This is a genomic window from Streptomyces sp. SID5910, from assembly GCF_009862125.1.
Taxonomy (GTDB): domain Bacteria; phylum Actinomycetota; class Actinomycetes; order Streptomycetales; family Streptomycetaceae; genus Streptomyces.
On the sequence record NZ_WWHX01000398.1, the window covers coordinates 65,387 to 80,216 of the forward strand.

At 73.0% G+C, this 14,830-nt stretch carries 14 protein-coding genes; 9 read left to right on the forward strand and 5 right to left on the reverse strand.

Annotated elements, in window-relative coordinates:
• The first annotated feature begins 88 nt into the window (after positions 1–88).
• From GTW67_RS14075 to GTW67_RS14085, 3 genes are all read left to right on the forward strand, one after another.
• Positions 89–1,312, forward strand: a complete 1,224-nt coding sequence (locus tag GTW67_RS14075; RefSeq protein WP_161165150.1) for an arginine deiminase — start codon at positions 89–91, stop codon at positions 1,310–1,312.
• 87 nt (positions 1,313–1,399) lie between these two features.
• Positions 1,400–2,407 carry an ornithine carbamoyltransferase gene (gene argF, locus GTW67_RS14080; protein ID WP_161165151.1) on the forward strand — a complete coding sequence of 336 codons (1,008 nt, stop codon included), beginning with the start codon at positions 1,400–1,402 and terminating at the stop codon, positions 2,405–2,407.
• 100 nt (positions 2,408–2,507) lie between these two features.
• Positions 2,508–3,950 (forward strand): amino acid permease, encoded by a 1,443-nt coding sequence (locus GTW67_RS14085; RefSeq protein WP_161165152.1) that lies wholly within the window; start codon positions 2,508–2,510, stop codon positions 3,948–3,950.
• Here the strand turns inward: GTW67_RS14085 and GTW67_RS14090 are convergent.
• A complete protein-coding gene (locus tag GTW67_RS14090) occupies positions 3,907–4,347 on the reverse strand; it encodes an ATP-binding protein (RefSeq protein WP_346010653.1) in 441 nt (146 codons plus the stop codon). The genes GTW67_RS14085 and GTW67_RS14090 overlap by 44 nt on opposite strands.
• A gap of 328 nt (positions 4,348–4,675) precedes the next feature.
• Here GTW67_RS14090 and GTW67_RS14095 point away from each other — a divergent pair, with 328 nt between their 5' ends.
• Both GTW67_RS14095 and GTW67_RS14100 read left to right on the forward strand, forming a co-directional pair.
• On the forward strand, positions 4,676–5,503 hold the full coding sequence (locus GTW67_RS14095; protein ID WP_161165154.1) for an enoyl-CoA hydratase family protein: 828 nt from the start codon (positions 4,676–4,678) through the stop codon (positions 5,501–5,503).
• A 5-nt stretch (positions 5,504–5,508) separates the two neighbouring features.
• Positions 5,509–7,875 carry a bifunctional salicylyl-CoA 5-hydroxylase/oxidoreductase gene (locus GTW67_RS14100; RefSeq protein WP_161165155.1) on the forward strand — a complete coding sequence of 789 codons (2,367 nt, stop codon included), beginning with the start codon at positions 5,509–5,511 and terminating at the stop codon, positions 7,873–7,875.
• An 18-nt stretch (positions 7,876–7,893) separates the two neighbouring features.
• Here GTW67_RS14100 and GTW67_RS14105 read toward each other — a convergent pair whose 3' ends face one another.
• The 3 genes from GTW67_RS14105 to GTW67_RS14115 form a co-directional block, all read right to left on the reverse strand.
• Positions 7,894–8,781: a sulfotransferase family protein gene (locus GTW67_RS14105; RefSeq protein WP_161165156.1), complete on the reverse strand. Its 888-nt coding sequence runs from the start codon at positions 8,779–8,781 to the stop codon at positions 7,894–7,896.
• An 85-nt stretch (positions 8,782–8,866) separates the two neighbouring features.
• Positions 8,867–9,697: a PaaX family transcriptional regulator gene (locus GTW67_RS14110; protein WP_161165157.1), complete on the reverse strand. Its 831-nt coding sequence runs from the start codon at positions 9,695–9,697 to the stop codon at positions 8,867–8,869.
• 15 nt (positions 9,698–9,712) lie between these two features.
• The gene (locus GTW67_RS14115) at positions 9,713–11,368 is read right to left on the reverse strand and encodes an AMP-binding protein (protein WP_161165158.1); all 1,656 of its coding nucleotides are present in this window, start codon (positions 11,366–11,368) and stop codon (positions 9,713–9,715) included.
• A gap of 129 nt (positions 11,369–11,497) precedes the next feature.
• Here GTW67_RS14115 and GTW67_RS14120 point away from each other — a divergent pair, with 129 nt between their 5' ends.
• Genes GTW67_RS14120 through GTW67_RS14130 form a run of 3 tightly spaced genes read left to right on the forward strand, consistent with a single transcriptional unit; the run spans position 11,498 to position 13,891 of the window.
• Positions 11,498–12,640 (forward strand): acyl-CoA dehydrogenase family protein, encoded by a 1,143-nt coding sequence (locus GTW67_RS14120; RefSeq protein ID WP_161165159.1) that lies wholly within the window; start codon positions 11,498–11,500, stop codon positions 12,638–12,640.
• Positions 12,637–13,035, forward strand: coding sequence for a RidA family protein (locus tag GTW67_RS14125; protein WP_161165160.1), 399 nt, complete (start codon positions 12,637–12,639; stop codon positions 13,033–13,035). The genes GTW67_RS14120 and GTW67_RS14125 overlap by 4 nt, the downstream gene beginning before the upstream one ends.
• A 28-nt stretch (positions 13,036–13,063) precedes the next feature.
• On the forward strand, positions 13,064–13,891 hold the full coding sequence (locus GTW67_RS14130) for an alpha/beta fold hydrolase (RefSeq protein ID WP_161165161.1): 828 nt from the start codon (positions 13,064–13,066) through the stop codon (positions 13,889–13,891).
• A gap of 18 nt (positions 13,892–13,909) precedes the next feature.
• On the opposite strand, the gene GTW67_RS14135 is transcribed toward GTW67_RS14130, so the two are convergent.
• Entirely contained in the window at positions 13,910–14,104 is a 195-nt protein-coding gene (locus GTW67_RS14135; protein WP_161165162.1) for a DUF5999 family protein, read from the reverse strand.
• Positions 14,105–14,359: 255 nt separating this feature from the next.
• On the opposite strand from GTW67_RS14135, the gene GTW67_RS14140 reads away from it, so the two are divergent.
• Positions 14,360–14,785: a DUF6299 family protein gene (locus GTW67_RS14140; RefSeq protein ID WP_161165163.1), complete on the forward strand. Its 426-nt coding sequence runs from the start codon at positions 14,360–14,362 to the stop codon at positions 14,783–14,785.
• Positions 14,786–14,830: the final 45 nt, after the last annotated feature.

Consider the following 14,830-nt stretch of genomic DNA (forward strand, 5'->3'; position numbering starts at 1 on the left):
GGCCCCGCATCCGGGCCGGCCGGGACGGACGCGTACGGGTCCGGGCAAGCGGGGGGTGAAGGACGGTCCGAGTGGTCAGGATGGAGGCATGGGATTCCATGTCGACTCCGAGGCCGGGCGGCTCAGCCGCGTCATCCTGCACCGGCCGGATCTCGAGCTCAAAAGGCTCACCCCCAGCAACAAGGACGCCCTTCTCTTCGACGACGTGCTCTGGGTGCGCCGGGCGCGTGCCGAGCACGACGGGTTCGCCGACGTGCTCCGCGACCGCGGGGTCGAGGTGCACCTCTTCGGCGACCTGCTCGCCGAGACCCTGGAGGTCCCGGCGGCCCGGCGGCTCGTCCTGGACCGGGTCTTCGACGAGAAGGAGTACGGCGTGCTGGCCACGGACCACCTCCGCGCCGCCTTCGAGACCCTGCCCGCCCGCGAGCTCGCCGAGGCCCTGGTCGGCGGCATGACCAAGCGCGAGTTCCTGGACGCCCACACGGAACCGACCTCCGTGCGCTTCCACGTCATGGAGCTGGACGACTTCCTGCTCGGCCCGCTGCCCAACCACCTCTTCACCCGCGACACCTCCGCCTGGATCTACGACGGCGTCTCCATCAACGCCATGCGCTGGCCCGCCCGGCAGCGCGAGACGGTCCACTTCGAGGCGATCTACCGGCACCATCCCCTCTTCCGCGACGAGACCTTCCCCCTCTGGTCCGAGGGCCAGGCCGACTACCCGTCCACCATCGAGGGCGGGGACGTGCTGGTCATCGGCAACGGCGCCGTGCTCATCGGCATGAGCGAGCGGACCACCCCGCAGGCCGTCGAGATGCTCGCCCACAAGCTGTTCGCGGCCGGCTCCGCCTCCACGATCGTGGCCCTCGACATGCCCAAGCGGCGGGCCGTCATGCACCTCGACACCGTGATGACCATGGTCGACGGCGACACCTTCACCCAGTACGCCGGACTCGGCGTGCTCCGCTCCTACACCATCGAACCGGGCGTGGGCGAGAAGGAGCTGAAGGTCACCGACCATCCGCCCGAGCACATGCACCGCGCGATCGCCGCCGCCCTCGGCCTCGGCGAGATCCGCGTCCTGACCGCCACGCAGGACGTCCACGCGGCCGAGCGCGAGCAGTGGGACGACGGCTGCAACGTCCTGGCCGTCGAGCCGGGCGTCGTCGTCGCCTACGAACGCAACGCCACCACCAACACCCACCTGCGCAAACAGGGCATCGAAGTGATCGAGATCCCGGGCAGCGAACTGGGCCGGGGCCGGGGCGGGCCGCGCTGCATGAGCTGCCCGGTGGAACGCGCGGCGGTGTAGGAGACCGCACAACGAAGCCGTATATAAATTCAGAACTTCGTATATAGTTTCAGGAGTCCCTGTCCCTGTACCTCTGGAGCGCCCCCCATGGCGACAGTCCCGACCGCCCTCGCCGGCCGCCACTTCCTCAAGGAGACCGACCTCACCGCGGACGAGTTCCGCGGCCTGGTCGAGCTGGCCGCGGAGCTGAAGGCCGCCAAGAAGGCCGGGAGCGAGACACCGTACCTGCGGGGCAGGAACATCGCGCTGATCTTCGAGAAGACCTCCACGCGCACCCGCTGCGCCTTCGAGGTCGCCGCCGCCGACCAGGGTGCCTCGACCACGTACCTCGACCCGTCGGGCTCGCAGATCGGCCACAAGGAGTCGGTGAAGGACACCGCCCGTGTCCTCGGGCGGATGTTCGACGGCATCGAGTACCGCGGCGACAGCCAGCAGAAGGTCGAGGAGCTGGCCGCCCACGCCGGCGTGCCCGTCTACAACGGCCTCACCGACGACTGGCACCCCACCCAGATGCTCGCCGACGTACTCACCATGAGCGAGCACAGTGCGGGACCCCTGACGGAGATCTCCTTCGCCTATCTCGGCGACGCCCGCTTCAACATGGGCAACTCCTACCTGGTCACCGGCGCCCTGCTCGGCATGGACGTGCGCATCGTCGCCCCGAAGGCCTACTGGCCCGCCCAGGACGTCGTCGACACCGCCCGCAAGCTCGCCGAGGAGAGCGGGGCACGCGTCACGCTCACCGAGGCCGTGGACGAGGGCGTCCGCGGCGCCGACTTCGTCGTCACGGACGTCTGGGTCTCCATGGGCGAGCCCAAGGACGTCTGGGCGGAGCGGATCGCCGCGCTGTCCCCGTACGCGGTGACCATGGACGTCCTGCGCGCCACCGGCAACCCGGACGTGAAGTTCCTGCACTGCCTGCCGGCCTTCCACGACCTGGGCACCAAGGTCGGCCAGGAGATCTTCGAGGCCCACGGTCTCGACTCCCTGGAGGTCACCGACGAGGTCTTCGAGTCCGCGCACTCGGTCGTCTTCGACGAGGCGGAGAACCGCCTGCACACCATCAAGGCCGTCCTGGTCGCCACCCTCGCCTGAGCCGCACCGTTAAGCTGTCCGGCGGCCCGGAGCCACCCCTTCCGCGCCGCCGACCGCGACCACCGTCGCGCCGCACCACCAGAAACGAGCACCACCCGCCATGCCCGCTTCCCGCGTCAAGTCCCCCCACGTCCTCGTCGCCGAATCCGGCGCCGACCGCGAAGGCCACGGCCTGAAGCGCACCATGGGGCTGTTCCAGCTCGTCTGCTTCGGCGTCGGCGCCATCGTCGGCACCGGCATCTTCGTCGGCCTGTCCGACTCGGTCGCCGAGGCCGGCCCGGCCGTCGTCGTCTCCTTCGTGCTCGCCGCGATCACCTGCGTGTTCACCGCGTTCGCGTTCGCCGAGCTGGGCGGCGCGATTCCCGTCTCCGGCTCCTCGTACTCCTTCGCCTACGCCGGACTCGGCGAGCGCACCGCGTTCCTGGTCGGCTGGTGCCTCCTGCTGGAGTACGGCGTGTCGGTGTCCGCGGTCGCGGTCGGCTGGAGCCAGTACGTCAACGAGCTGCTGGACAGCGTCCTCGGCGTCCAGCTGCCGCACGCGCTCTCCGCGGGCCCCGGCGACGGCGGCCTGGTCAACCTGCCCGCGGTGATCGTCATCGCCCTGGCCTGCGTGCTGCTGGTGCGCGGCGTGCGCGAGAGCGCCCGGGCCACCGCGGCGATGGCCGTCCTCAAGCTGGCCGTCCTCGTCGCGTTCTGCGCCATCGGCTTCGCCGCCTTCAAGGACGGCAACCTCACCCCGTTCTCACCGGCGGGCCTCGGCGGCATCGGCGCCGGCACCACGGCCGCCTTCTTCTCGTACATCGGCTTCGACGCCATCACCACCGCCGGCGAGGAGGCCAAGAACCCGCGCCGCGACATCCCGATCGCGATCCTCGTCTGCATCGGCCTGGTCACCCTGCTGTACTGCGCGGTCGCCGTCGCCGCGATCGGCGCCGTCGGCGGCGGCACGGTCGGTGACCGGCCCGCCGCGCTGTCCTACGTCGTCAACGAGGTCACCGGCTCCACGATCGGCGGCGGCGTCGTCGCTTTCGGCGCGGTCGTCGCCATCGCCTCGGTCGTGCTCGCCGTGATGTACGGCCAGACCCGCATCCTGCTGTCCATGTCCCGCGACGGACTCGTCCCGCCCGTCTTCGAGAAGGTCTCCCCGCGCACGGCCACGCCGGTCGCCGGCACCCTGATCGTCGGCGTCGTCTTCGCGCTCCCGGCCGCCTTCGCCCCGCTGGACGCGGTGGTCAACCTCTGCACCATCGGCACCCTGGCCACCATGGCCGCCGTCAACATCGCGGTGATCGCCCTGCGCCGCCGCGAGCCGGGCCTCGCCCGCACCTTCCGCGTCCCGCTCTACCCGGTGACCCCGCTGCTCGGCGTCGGCTTCTGCCTCTACCTGATCTACGAGACGGGCCTGACGACCTGGATCCAATTCGCCGTGTTCCTGGCGGTGGGCCTGCTGGTCTACTCGGCCTACGGGCGCCGGCACTCCCGGCTCGCCCGCGAGGAGGTCAGCGCGGAGGACGCCGCTGCGCGGGTACCCCAGGGAGTCTGAACCAGACCGCCTTGCCGGAGTCGGTGGGGCGGTGACCGCAGGACGAGCTCAGGGCGCGGATCAGCAGCAGACCGCGCCCGTGTTCCTGCCAGGGGTCGGGCGGCTCCGTGTCCGGCCGCGTGAGGTCGCCCGGCGGCCGCGGGTCGGGGTCGTGCACCTCGACCTGGCAGCCGGTCGGCAGCAGCTCCACCACCAGCTCGATCGGGGAGCCGCCGGAGGTGTGCTCGACGGCGTTGGCGACCAGCTCGGCCGTCAGCAGCTCCGCCGTGTCGCAGTCGGCCGTGTGCTCCAGCTCGGCCAGCGCCGAACGCACCAGGGCACGCGCCACCGGCACGGCCGCGGTGCTGTGCGGCAGCGCGATGCGCCAGAGGGCGGGGGCAGAGGGGCGATCGTGCACGGCTAGTCCGTTCTGGAGCAGGCGGTCCTGTCCTGCTTGCAACCTTATGAATGGTACGGCGCCGACCGGCAGAGCCCTTCGACGGGCACCACGCGGGACCTTCGACCCCGGTACCGGGCGGCCTACCCAGGTGAACGTTCCGCCTCGCCCCGGTGCTCCCACTGTTACCGCGTTATCGACGTCCGGTGACGGCTGTGACGGAAGCCGATCGTCCACAACCCGGCCCCCGCACGGCCTATCGCGCACTCGTGACGACAGTCACAGAAGGGTGATAGCGTCGAGGGGCAGCGCTCAGTGATGCCGTGCCCGCCCCAGGAGGCCGCCCGTCATGAGTCCCTTCACCGGCTCCGCCGCCCGCACCTCCGACTGGCGGCATCTGCGCGTCGATCTCACCGACGGTGTCGCCACCGTCACCCTCGCCCGCCCCGAGAAGCTGAACGCGCTGACCTTCGAGGCCTACGCCGACCTGCGCGACCTGCTCGCCGAGCTGTCCCGGGAGCGGGCCGTGCGGGCGCTGGTGCTGGCCGGCGAGGGGCGCGGCTTCTGCTCCGGCGGCGACGTCGACGAGATCATCGGCGCAACCCTGTCCATGGACACCGCCCGGCTCCTGGACTTCAACCGGATGACCGGCCAGGTGGTGCGGGCCGTCCGCGAGGCGCCGTTCCCGGTGGTCGCCGCGCTGCACGGCGTCGCGGCGGGCGCGGGCGCCGTCCTCGCCCTGGCGGCCGACTTCCGCGTCGCCGACCCCAGCACCCGCTTCGCCTTCCTCTTCACCCGCGTCGGCCTGTCCGGCGGCGACATGGGCGCCGCCTATCTGCTGCCCCGGGTCGTCGGCCTCGGCCACGCCACCCGCCTGCTGATGCTCGGCGAGGCGGTCCGGGCCCCCGAGGCCGAGCGGATCGGCCTGATCAGCGAACTCACCGACGAGGGCCACGCCGACGAGGCCGCCCGGACCCTCGCCCGCCGCCTGGCCGACGGCCCGGCCCTGGCCCACGCCCAGACGAAGGCCCTGCTGACGGCCGAGCTGGACATGCCACTGGCGGCAGCGGTGGAACTGGACGCCTCCACCCAGGCCCTCCTGATGACAGGCGAGGACTACGCGGAATTCCACGCGGCTTTCACAGAGAAACGCCCCCCGAAGTGGCGAGGGAGGTAGAGGTCATGCTCTCAACGCAGGGCACGGCAACGCCCTCAGGGGCGCGGGGAACTGCGCGACCAGCCACAACGAACCCGCACCCGCCCACGAACACAAGCCGCCCCCTACACGCGGCGATCATCGGCGGAGGCCCCGGCGGCCTCTACACCGCCGCCCTCCTCAAACGCCTCGCCCCCGACCGCGAGGTCACCCTCTGGGAACGCAACACCCCCGACGACACCTTCGGCTTCGGCGTAGTCCTCTCCGACGAAACCCTCGGCGGCATCGAACACGCCGACCCCCAGGTCTACGAGGCCCTGAAACAGGACTTCATCCGCTGGGACGACATCGACATCGTCCACCGAACCACCCGCCAGACCTCCGGAGGACACCGCTTCGCCGCCCTGGGCCGCCGCCGCCTCCTGGAGATCCTGCACGCCCGCTGCCGCGACCTCGGCGTGGACCTCCGCTTCCGTACCGAGGCCCCGCACCCGGACCTCCTCGCCCGGACCCACGACCTCGTCGTCGCCGCCGACGGAGTCCACAGCACCACCCGGGACACCTACGCCGAGGTGTTCCGCCCGCACCTCACCGCCCACCGCTGCCGCTACATCTGGCTGGCCGCGGACTTCGCCTTCGACGCGTTCCGCTTCGAGATCGCCGAGACCGAGCACGGCGTGATGCAGCTGCACGGCTACCCGTACGCGGCCGACGCCTCCACCGTCATCGTCGAGATGCGCGAGGAGGTCTGGCGCGCGGCCGGCTTCGACACCCTGGACGAGGCGGGGTCCACCGCCCGCTGCGCCAAGATCTTCGCCGACGCCCTCGGCGGCCGGCCGCTCCGGTCCAACAAGTCCGCGTGGACCACCTTCCGCACGGTCGTCAACGAACGCTGGTCGCACGGCAACGTCGTCCTCCTCGGCGACGCCGCCCACACCGCCCACTTCTCCATCGGGTCCGGCACCAAGCTGGCCGTCGAGGACGCCCTCGCGCTCGCCGCCTGCCTCGACGAGCAGCCCTCGCTGAAGGAGGCCCTGGCCGCCTACGAGGAGGAACGGCGGCCCGTCGTCGCCTCCACCCAGCGGGCGGCCCGCGCCAGCCTGGAGTGGTTCGAGGACCTCGCCCGGTACGTGGACGAGCCGCCCCGCCGGTTCGCCTTCAGCCTGCTCACCCGCAGCCGCCGCGTCACCCACGACAACCTGCGGCTGCGCGACCCCGGCTTCACCGAGTCCGTCGAGCGCGAGTTCGGCTGCCCGCCCGGCACACCCCCGATGTTCACCCCGTTCCGGCTGCGCGGCCTGACCCTGCGCAACCGCGTCGTCGTCTCCCCGATGGACATGTACTCCGCCACCGACGGCGTCCCCGGCGACTTCCACCTGGTCCACCTGGGTGCCAGGGCGCTGGGCGGCGCCGGACTCGTGATGACCGAGATGGTGTGCGTCAGCCCGGAGGGCCGCATCACCCCGGGCTGCGCCGGCCTGTACACCGGACGGCAGGCCGAGGCGTGGCGGCGGATCACCGACTTCGTCCACGCCCAGGCGCCGGGCACCGCGATCGGCGTGCAGCTCGGGCACAGCGGACGCAAGGGCTCGACCCGGCTGATGTGGGAGGGCATGGACGAGCCGCTGCCGGAGGGCAACTGGCCGCTGGTGGCTGCCTCCCCGCTGCCGTACCGGCCGGACGGCCAGGTCCCGCGCGAGCTGTCCCGGGCGCAACTGACGGACATACGCGAGCAGTTCACGTCCGCCGCCGCACGGGCCGCGCGCGCCGGGTTCGACCTGCTCGAACTGCACTGCGCCCACGGCTATCTGCTCTCCGGTTTCCTCTCCCCGCTCACCAACCGGCGCACCGACGCCTACGGCGGCACCCTGGAGAAACGGCTCCGCTTCCCGCTGGAGGTCTTCGACGCCGTACGCGGGGTGTGGCCGGGGGAGCGGCCCATGACGGTGCGGATCTCCGCGACCGACTGGGCCGAGGGCGGCACGAGCGCCGAGGAGGCCGTGGAGATCGCCCGTGCCTTCGCCGCGCACGGTGCCGACGCCGTCGACGTGTCCACGGGGCAGGTCGTGGCCGGTGAACGCCCGGAGTTCGGGCGGTCGTACCAGACGCCCTTCGCGGACCGCATCCGGCACGAGGCGGGCGTGCCGGTGATCGCCGTCGGCGCGATCTCCTCCTGGGACGACGTCAACTCGCTGATCCTGGCCGGGCGCACCGACCTGTGTGCCCTCGCCCGCCCTCATCTGTACGACCCGCACTGGACGCTGCACGCGGCGGCCGAGCAGGGCTACACGGGTCCGGGCGCGGTCTGGCCGGCGCCGTACCGGGCGGGCAGCCGGCGTCCGCAGACCGGGCGCACCGACGCCCCGAAGCCCCGGCTGGCGCTGCGCGACTGATCCGGTCCAGGGCGTGGTTCAGGACGTGTAGTCCCAGGCCGCGCACATCGCGCGCAGCGGTGCGGGGATGCGGTCCGTCTCGGGCAGCGGGCGGCCGGGCTGGACCGTGCCGGTGCGGATGTTGTCGCGCCAGTCGCCGAGGCCCCTGACCAGTTCGGCGTCGCTCTTCTCGCCGTAGTGCAGCATGGCCGGGTCGTAGTCGAGGCCGAGGAACGCGCACAGGCGGCGCATCTCCCGTTCGGGGGCCGTGGTGATGTCCTCGTAGCGCACGGTGAAGGCGTCGGCGTCGGCCGTGCGGGCCTCCTCGACGGCCGTGAGGTAGGGCAGCACGTCTTTGACGGCCTTGTCGTACGGCCGCTTGACGGGGTCGCTCTCGTGCCAGGAGCGGGCGATCGACTCGGGGTGGCGCAGCAGGAACACGAACCGGGCGTCGGGCCAGCAGTCCTTGAGGCGCCGGTGCATGTAGACGTTGGCGGGGGTCTTCTCGACGACGAAGTCCTTGCCCGCTCTGGCCAGTTCGCGGTGCAGGACGCGGTCCCACAGCAGGTGTTCCAGGTCGCCGCGCTCCAGGCCGAGGGCGCCCATCGCGCGCTGGGAGAACCAGTTGGTGCAGGTGACCTCCATCCGGCCGAGGTGCAGTTCGTGGGGGGCGTGCAGGCGGGGATGCGCGCCCAGCATCATGCGCAGCAGGGTCGAGCCGGAGCGGATGGACGAGATGATGAAGACCGGCCGCCGCAGCAGCCGTTCGGTCGTCAGCTCCTCGCCCGACGGACATCGGTACGGTGCCGCCGCCGGGCGCCGCGCGGGCGAGGGAGCGGGCTTCGAGGCCGTGGGCCGGGGCGCCCTCCGCACCTGGAGGCCGGTGGTGGCGGTCAGGGCCCGGTTCAAGCTACGCGTGAGACTCATGCGTCAGGACGCTAGGTGCCGAACCTGAGAAGAGGTTCGGAGCGGGCTGAGGGTTCCCTTATGGCCGGCACATGTGACGCGCGGCTCAGCTCGGCTCCAGGGCCGCGAAGTCCGCTCCGGCGTCGCGGAGCCGCTCGTGCAGCGCCCGGAACACGGCAGCCGAGCGGGTGCCGGGCCAGTCGGCGGGCAGCAGCCGGGCCGGCAGGCCCGGATCGGCGTAGGGGAGGTGGCGCCAGGAGTCCAGGGCCAGCAGATAGTCCCGGTACGCCTCCTCGGGCGGGGTGTCCGGGCGGCGCTCCCAGTCGTGCAGCACGCGCGCGTGGCGGTCGAGGAACGCCTCGTGCGCCTTCGCGACCGCGGCCAGGTCCCACCAGCGCGCCACCGCCTCGGCGGTCGGGGAGAAGCCCAGGTGCTCGCCGCGGAAGAAGTCCACGTAGGTGTCCAGGCCCAGGCGGCCCAGCGTGTGCCGGGACTCCTCGTACAGCCGGGCCGGGGCGATCCACACGCCCGGGGCGGCGGTGCCGAAGCCCAGCGCGGCCAGGCGGGAGCGCAGCACGTGCCGCTTCTGCCGTTCCGACTCGGGCACCGAGAACACGGCGAGCACCCAGCCCTCGTCGGCGTAGGGCGCGGCGGCGTAGATGCGCCGGTCGCCGTCCTCCAGCAACTGGCGCGCGTCCTCGGAGAGTTCGTAGCCGGCCGCTCCTCGCGAGGTCCGGGCGGGCAGCAGCAGTCCGCGCCGCTTCAGCCGCGACACCGACGAGCGGACGGAGGGTGCGTCCACCCCCACCGCGGCCAGCAGCCGGATCAGTTCGGCCACGGGCACCGGACCCGGCGCGAAACGGCCGTACGCCCCGTAGAGCGTGACGATCAGGGACCTCGGGGTGGGCTGCGGGTGCTGGTCGGACACGTTGATCATCTTAGGTCGTCGGCATCAGCCCCGGCCGCCCCGGGCGTCGGGGGAGGTCAGGAGCCGGTAGCGCTGGAGCTTGCCGGTCGCCGTGCGCGGCAGCGCGTCCCGGAAGTGGATCTCACGCGGGCACTTGTACGGCGCCAGCTCGGACTTGAGATACGCGCGCAGGGCCTCCGCGTCCCGTTCGGCGCCGTCCCTCAGCACCGCGTGGGCCACCACGACCTGTCCGCGCGCCGCGTCCGGCCGGCCCACCACGGCCGCCTCCACCACGTCCGGGTGCCGCAGCAGCGCGTCCTCCACCTCGGGCCCGGCGATGTTGTACCCGGCGGAGATGATCATGTCGTCGGCGCGTGCCACATAGCGGAAGTACCCGTCGGCATCGCGGACATAGGTGTCCCCGGTGATGTTCCAGCCGTCGCGCACGTACTCCCGCTGCCGCGGGTCGGCGAGGTACCGGCAGCCGACCGGGCCGCGCACCGCCAGCAGCCCGGGCTCCCCGTCCGGCACGGGCACGCCGTTCACGTCCTGCACGCGCGCGTCCCACCCCGGCACCGGGACGCCCGTGGTGCCGGGCCGGGCGGCGTCGTCGGCCGCCGAGACGAAGATGTGCAGCAGTTCGGTGGCGCCGATGCCGTTGATGACGCGCAGGCCGGTGCGTTCGTGCCAGGCGTGCCAGGTGGCCGCCGGCAGGTTCTCGCCCGCCGACACGCAGCGCCGCAGACACGTCACGTCGTAGGCGTCCAGGTCGTCCAGCATCGCCCGGTAGGCCGTCGGCGCGGTGAACAGCACCGACACCCGGTGCTCGGCGATCGCGGGCAACAGCTGCTTCGGGCCCGCCTGTTCGAGCAGCAGCGCGCTCGCGCCCGCCCGCATCGGGAAGATCACCAGCCCGCCGAGCCCGAAGGTGAAACCGAGCGGCGGACTGCCGGCGAACAGGTCGTCCGCGCGCGGCCGCAGGACGTGCCGGGAGAAGGTGTCGGCGATCGCGAGCACGTCCCGGTGGAAGTGCGTGCAACCCTTGGGGCGTCCGGTGGTGCCCGAGGTGAACGCGATCAGTGCCACGTCGTCGGCGGCGGTCGCCACCGCCGGGAACGGGGCGCCCGGCACGGTGCCGGTCTCCGTGCGGGCCAGCAGGTCGTCGGGCGCGTCCCCGCCGTACGCCGTGATCCGCAGCCCCGGGATCTCCGCCTTCGCGAGGTCGTCGACGGCGCGGACGTCGCACAGGGCGTGCCGCACCCGGGCGATCTCGCAGATCGCGCGCAGCTCGTGCGGGCGCTGCTGCGCCAGCACGGTGACCGCCACCGCGCCCGCCTTCAGCACCGCCAGCCAGCAGGCGGCCAGCCACGGGGTGGTGGGGCCGCGCAGCAGCACCCGGTTGCCGGGCACGACGCCCAGCTCGCCGGTGAGCAGGTGCGCGAGCCGGTCCACGCGGGCCCGCAGCTGCCCGTACGTCCAGCGGTCCCCGGACGCGGTGCGGAACACCGGGCGGTCGTCGGACGGGCCGGTGAGCAGCTCGGCGGCGCAGTTCAGGCGGGCCGGATAGTGCAGCTCCGGCAGATCGAAGCGCAGCTCGGGCCACTGGTCGGGGGGCGGCAGATGGTCACGCGCGAAGGTGTCGACGTGAGCCGAGCGGTGCGGCTCCGCGGCGTGCGGATCTGCGGCGTGCGGATCTGCCATGGCGGTTCGCCCCCTTTGTCGTGGTGGGCTCGCGCATCGAGCGTATCGTGTTGGTGACGGCAGTCAACGGTGCGCGATAACCTCGGGTGTGGCACGGCGGGAGCAGGCCAGCAGGGGAAGGGACCGGCGATGACCGCATTCTCGCTCGAACCGGAACAACTCGCCTGGTGCGAGCGGCTGCGCACGCTGGCCGCGCAGCGGCTGCGCCCCCTGGCCGACCAGGGCGACCCGGGCCACGTCAACCGCCCCCTCGTCGCCGAGCTCGGCGCCGCCGGGCTGCTGGCCCGTCTGTTCACGTCCGGTGCGCTCGACCTGTGCCTGATGCGCGAGTCCCTGGCCTACGCCTGCACGGAGGCCGAGACCGCGCTCGCCCTCCAGGGCCTCGGCGCCCACCCGGTGCACGCCCACGGCACCGAGGCCCAGCGCGCCCGCTGGCTTCCCCGGGTGAGCGACGGCACCGCCGTGGCCGCCTTCGCGCTCAGCGAGCCCGCGGCGGGCTCGGACGCGGCGGCCCTGTCACTGGGCGCGGAGCCCGACGGCCGCTCCGGATGGCGGCTCACCGGGGACAAGTGCTGGATCTCCAACGCCCCCGAGGCCGACCTCTACACCGTCTTCGCCCGCACCACCCCCGGCGCCGGTGCCCGCGGCGTCACCGCCTTCCTCGTGCCGGCCGACCGTCCCGGCCTCACCGGCACGCCCCTCGACATGCTCTCGCCGCACCCCATCGGCGCCCTCGCCTTCGACGCCGTGCCCGTCACGGCGGACGACGTGCTCGGCGAACCCGACCGCGGCTTCCGCGTCGCCATGGGCACCCTCAATCTGTTCCGCCCCAGCGTCGGCGCCTTCGCCGTCGGCATGGCCCGCGCGGCCCTGGACGCCACGCTCGCCCACACCCGCGCCCGCGAGGCCTTCGGCGGCACACTCCGCGACCTCCAGACCGTCTCCCACCAGGTCGCCGAGATGGCCCTGCGCACCGAGGCGGCCCGCCTCATGGTGTACGCGGCGGCGACGGCGTACGACGAGAACGCGCAGGACGTGCCCGGGCGTGCCGCGATGGCCAAGCTGCTCGCCACCGAGACCGCCCAGTACGTCGTCGACCGGGCCGTCCAGCTGCACGGCGCCCGCGCCCTGCAACGCGGCCACCTGCTCGAACACCTCTACCGCGAGGTCCGCGCCCCCCGTATCTACGAGGGCGCCAGCGAGGTGCAGCGCGACATCATCGCCAAGGAGCTGTACCGCACGACGGACACGACCGGAGAGGCCCGCGCATGACCGCCGAACGTGTGAACCCGCCCGAGCTCTCCCCGCCCACCGGCTTCTCCCACGCCGTCGTCGCCACCGGCACCCGCGTCGTCTTCCTGGCCGGCCAGACCGCGCTGGACACCGACGGGAAGATCACCGGCGACACCCTTCCCGAACAGTTCGAGACGGCCCTCACCAACCTCCTCACCGCCCTGCGCGCCGCCGGCGGCACCCCCGCCGACCTCGCCCGCGTCACCGTCTACGCCACCGACGTCGCCGACTACCGCCGCCACGCCGCCCACCTCGGCCGCACCTGGCGCCGCCTGGCCGGCCGCGACTACCCGGCGATGGCGGTCGTGGGGGCCGTACGCCTGTGGGACGAGCGGGCGCTGGTGGAGCTGGACGGATTCGCCGTACTGCCGTAAGTCCCATGCCAGGCCATAGAGTTCGGGTATGCCGGACATCGAACTGAGCGCGGGAACCCTCGAGTACGAGGACACGGGCGGCGAGGGGCCGGTCGTCGTCCTTCTGCACGGCCTCGTCCATGACGCGTCCGTCTGGCGCGAGGTCGTCGCCGGCCTGCGCGCCGACCACCGGGTCATCGCCCCGACCCTGCCCTACGGCTCCCACCGCCGCGCCATGACCCGGCCGCCCACCCCGGACCTCGTCAACGAGCTGATCGCCGAGTTCCTCGACCGCCTCGACCTGACCGGCGTCACCCTCGTCGAGAGCGACTGCGGCCGGGCCCAGACGGTGGCGGCCCGGCACCCCGAGCGCCTCGCCCGGCTGGTGCTGATCTCGTGCGAGGCCTTCGACAACTATCCGCCGGGACTGCCCGGCAAGCTGATCGGTCTCGCCTGCCGCGTGCCCGGCGGCGTGCCGCTCCTCGTCCGCACGCTGGGTCTGAAGGTCCTGCGCCGCCTGCCCGTCGGGATCGGGGCGCTCACCAAGCGCCCCGTGCCGGACGCGGTCGTCGACCGCTGGCTGCGCCCCCTGCGCACCGACCCGGCGGTCCGCCGCGACTTCCGGCACTACAACACCCACGTCCGGCGCGGCGAACTGCTCGAAGCCGCCCAGGGGTTGCGGAACTTCGACAAGCCGGCGCTCGTCGTCTGGGCGCTGGAGGACCTGATGATGCCCCGCGACCACGGCCGCCGCCTCGCCGAACTCCTGCCGCAGGGACGGCTGGTGGAGGTCGAGGACACGCGCACCCTCGTCGCCGAGGACCAGCCGGAACTTCTCACCTCGCTGCTGCGGGAGTTCGTCGCCGGGAAGCCCTGAGGGCGGCGCCCGGGACGGTCAGGCGGCCGTCGTCAGACCCTCCGCGGACACCCGGTGCGGGGCGACGGCACGGCCGTCGGGCAGCAGCTCGCCGGTGTCGTCGAAGACGATGCCGCCGTCGCACAGCAGGTTCCACCCCTGCTCGGGGTGGGCGGCGACGACGTGCGCGGCGGGAGAGTCGGCTGCGGGGCAGGAAGGCCGGTGGGAACACATGGCGTACCTCCACGTCCTGAGGGCCGTCCCGTCGGTGGGACCGCCCGTACGACCGACAGTGCGCCCCGCCGGCGGCCGGTGCCAGGGGCTGCGGCCAAGCGTGACAACACCCGGACAACGCGGCGACGGTTCCACGACGGCCGATGCGGACGGCGGACGCGGACTCGCCACCGAAGGGGTGAGGGTCACTCCCTTCGGGCCGCCCGCCCGGTACGAGTGGAACCTCTCATTCCGCCCCCGACCGGGAGGTTCCCCATGTCCCTACGCCCCGCCGCCCTCGCCGTGGCCGCCGGCGCCGCCCTGCTGCTGGCCGCCCCCACCGCGACCGCGTCCGCCGCCCCCACCGAGACGGTGACCGTCGACTCCACCGGCCGCGTCGCCACGGACGGCACCGTCACCCTGTCCGGCACCTACCGCTGCACGCCCGGCACCGGCCCGGTGTACGTCAGCTCCTCCATCAGCCAGGGCGACGACTCCACCGAGCACGGCGTCGGAGGCACCCGCGCGGTGTGCGACGGCCTCCTGCACCGCTGGACCAACACCGGCACGCCCTCCCGCGTCCTGGAGCCCGGCCCGGCCCACGTCGACGCCACCCTGCTGGAACTGCGCCCGATCGGCATCATCCCGCTGCCGAGCTTCCACGCCCTGAAGGCGCAGGACGTCACGCTGGTCCGGGGCTGAGCCCGCGGCCGCGCCGGGGAGAGCCGCCGCCCGTCCCGGCCGCCC